Here is a 3100-nt window from a genome sequence, read left to right as displayed (position 1 = left end):
TTGAGCCTCAGTTGATGCAGCGAGCAGATACCGTCAGCGTCGCCGTTAAACACATCGAATTGAGCCACCTGTCACTCCATTGGAGGGAAGATCGGGCGTTATCACTTGTGCGCCAGCTTGCAGCGCGGCCGCACACTGTTGCGCGTGTGACGCCCCTAACTCGAAATAGGCCAGCGTACGTCTGCGCCAGTGCCTCACACGTCCAATCTTGCGTTCGAGCAGATGTGCGGCAGCCAGTTTCGCTCTAACGGTAGCGCGAATGCTTTGATAGAAATGCAGCAGGCCCTCATCGACGGGATCGTGCATCGACTCGGCATACGTATCGAGAAGCACGGCTCCGATCTTGGGGGCGCCCAGGCGCTCGCATTCGAGCGCGAGAAAGCCCACCTCATCGAGGGTATCGATAGTCCGCAACCGCTCTGAAAATTCAAGGCAATCGATGATCGCGACGGGCCGTGTCAGGCAAACATGCTCAGGTCGTAAATCGCCATGACATTCCCTGATCCAACCGTCCGCGACACGCAATCCCAGGCGGTCCGCAAGTGCGGCCAGCAACACGCGCTGTATGCTGCACAGTCGCCGCACGTCAGCGGATCGACGGGGCATGATGCGGGCAAGCACCGTATCGTTGTGCGCAATCTCTAACCCGAAGTGCTGATGGTAGGCGGATGCACTCAGGCCCGACCGAGGCAGCGAACGATAGAAGGCGCTGAGTCTTCGAACAATCCTCACGATATCGTTGTCCTTGACCGCGCCGCGCGCGAGCATGCGGTCAAGCATCAATCCGGCCGGCAATCGACGCATCTTGAGTAGCCAGTCGACCACCTTTCCCGATCCACCCACGCGCATTACGCCATTGCCGCAGAGCGTCAGCGGCACCACACGCAGATAGACCGACGGCGACAAACGGCGGTTCAAACGAAGCTCCGTCTCGCAGTTTCGTCGTCGTGCAGCGATGCTGCGCAAATCGATCGCCGGGTAGCGACCGGGCTTCTTGAGCTTCCAGGCATGCCGCGCAGTGAGAAACACCCACGACAGATGCGTCTCGATCACGTCCACGCGATGCGTCCGGTCAGGCCACGCATCACGCTCACGCAGCCGTCCGATCTTTTGCTCAGACGACAAGCCGGCTGCAGCGCATTGCTTACGCCTGGGTTTGCGCTTGCGAATGCCAACACGCGTTGTCTTCAGCATATCGGCCATCCGTGCTTCAACGTGTCGCCGGTTCATCGTCCATACGCGGTCTAACTGCCTACATAAAATGCGTCTCGGCGCTTCCTTCACGCCTGAGCCAGCCGGCCGCCGGTTCGAGTGGCTCGAGCGCGCTGGTCTCATCGAGGTGAAAGAGCGCGTCGAACTGTGACGCGAGCGAGGCTTCGAAATAGTGACTCTGCCGCTCCATCTGCGGCAGATACAGCACGCCAATCGCCCGTTCGAGCAGGGGTTCGTCGAGCGCGCGGGAACTGTCGTCCTGCATCGGCAGGAAGAAACGGTCATAGCCCGTGGTGTGGAACAGATGCTCCCAGCTATCGGCCAGCGCCGGACGGACCCATTTCTGCTCGACCTCGCCGTCCCATTGCGAGGCCGCCGACACATGTCCGGTATACGTCGTGAATCCGACCAGCAACGCGCGATCGTGTGCGTTCTCGCGCACGATCTGGCCCAGGTTCCACTCCCCGCGGCGCCGCGACTCCGTTGCGCGGGCATCGCCAAGATGCGAGTTGTGCGCCCAGACGACCACCTTGCTGCTGACGCCACGCCGCACGCGGTAGCGCGCCAGCGCGAATAGCATGCTGGCCATGTGGGCGTAACGCAGATTCCACGTGTTCAGCCGGCTGCTGAACATCCCGCGGTAGTATGCTTCGGCGTTGACCACCACCTGCGCGTTCTGCTCGGCGAAGAACTGTGCGTCGAGCGCGTCGGTGCCGTCGTGCGCAAGATAGTCAGACTCGACGGCACGCAATTCGAGCAGTTGCCGCACCGCGCCAGCCTGAGCGGCAGGACGGGCGCCAAGCGCCGCCGCGTAGCCATAGGCCTGCGGCTCACGCACATGGTCCAGTGCCGCGTAGCGCCTGCGCGCAAGTGCGGCCTCTTCCGGGTCCACACCCTCGAGATACCGGATGACCGCGTCCGCGGAACGGTAGAGGCTGTATAGATCGAGACCATAAAAACCCACCCGCTTCTGCCGTGGCCGCGTCGCGTTGATTCTGCGCAATGCCGCAATGAACTCGCGCACTTCCCGGTTGCGCCACATCCAGACGGGGAAGCGCTCGAAGTCATCGAGTGCAGACGAGGCGTCGTCGGTCCCTTCGCCCTGTACGAAGCGGTCGACACGCCATGCGTCCGGCCAGTCACCTTCAATGGCGACGGTGTCGAAGCCACATTCGGTGATCAGGCGCAGCGTGATTTCCGCACGCATGCGATAGAATTCAGCCGTGCCGTGGGTGGCCTCGCCAAGCAGGACCAGGTCCCGGACACGCGCCATTTCCAGAAGTGCATCGTAGTCCATGTTATCTCCCGTCAGACGCTGTCCAAGCGCGCGAACGGCAAGAAACGGTGTTTTGGATCGCTGCATGATGAGGTTCCTCCCTGCGGAATACGGGACTCGCGCGGCGAAAGGGCGTCAGGCGAACAGGGTGCGGCTCGCGCGACACACGCGCAACTGTGCCGGATCAGGCCGTACCGTCCTGCACCGAAGCATGGCTAACGCCGCCATCATCACCGCCCGATGCGATCGGTTGCCAGGCCTGCGCGGCGGCGAGGCAGGTTCGCACGTCGGCGTCGCTCGTCTGGGTGAAGTCGTCGTAGAACTGGCCGATACCCATGAACCAGTCGGGCTGCATCACGCAAACGAAGTCATCCGCTATCGACTCAAAGGGGGCTTCGGCTCCCGCCGGGCACACGGGCACAGCGACAACGATCTGCTTCGGGTGCCGTCTGCGCAATGCGTTGAGCGCCGCGTGCATCGTTGATCCCGTCGCCATGCCGTCATCCACGACAATCACGGTTTTGTCCTCGACCCCGGCAGGCGGCTGCTCCCCCCGGTAGGCCAGCTCGCGGCGATGTAGCTCGATGCGTTCACGCTCGATGGCTTCCTCGA

3 protein-coding genes are annotated in these 3100 nt (G+C 62.5%); all 3 read right to left on the bottom strand.

Translation table 11 applies throughout. From position 1 onward, the window contains the following. Positions 1 to 45: 45 nt before the first annotated feature. Entirely contained in the window at positions 46 to 1194 is a 1149-nt protein-coding gene (locus H3V53_RS42585; RefSeq protein ID WP_336602953.1) for a hypothetical protein, read from the bottom strand. Between the two features lie 58 nt (positions 1195 to 1252). Then, positions 1253 to 2575 carry an erythromycin esterase family protein gene (locus tag H3V53_RS42580; protein WP_336602952.1) on the bottom strand — a complete coding sequence of 441 codons (1323 nt, stop codon included), beginning with the start codon at positions 2573 to 2575 and terminating at the stop codon, positions 1253 to 1255. Between the two features lie 97 nt (positions 2576 to 2672). Continuing rightward, positions 2673 to 3100 (bottom strand): phosphoribosyltransferase (locus tag H3V53_RS42575; protein ID WP_336602951.1); only part of this gene is annotated, 428 nt, incomplete at its 5' end.

It is taken from the genome of Paraburkholderia bengalensis, assembly GCF_037126505.1.
GTDB classification, from domain to species: domain Bacteria; phylum Pseudomonadota; class Gammaproteobacteria; order Burkholderiales; family Burkholderiaceae; genus Paraburkholderia; species Paraburkholderia bengalensis.
Note: the sequence above shows the minus strand (reverse complement) of the source record. Positions and strands in the feature narration are given on the sequence as shown.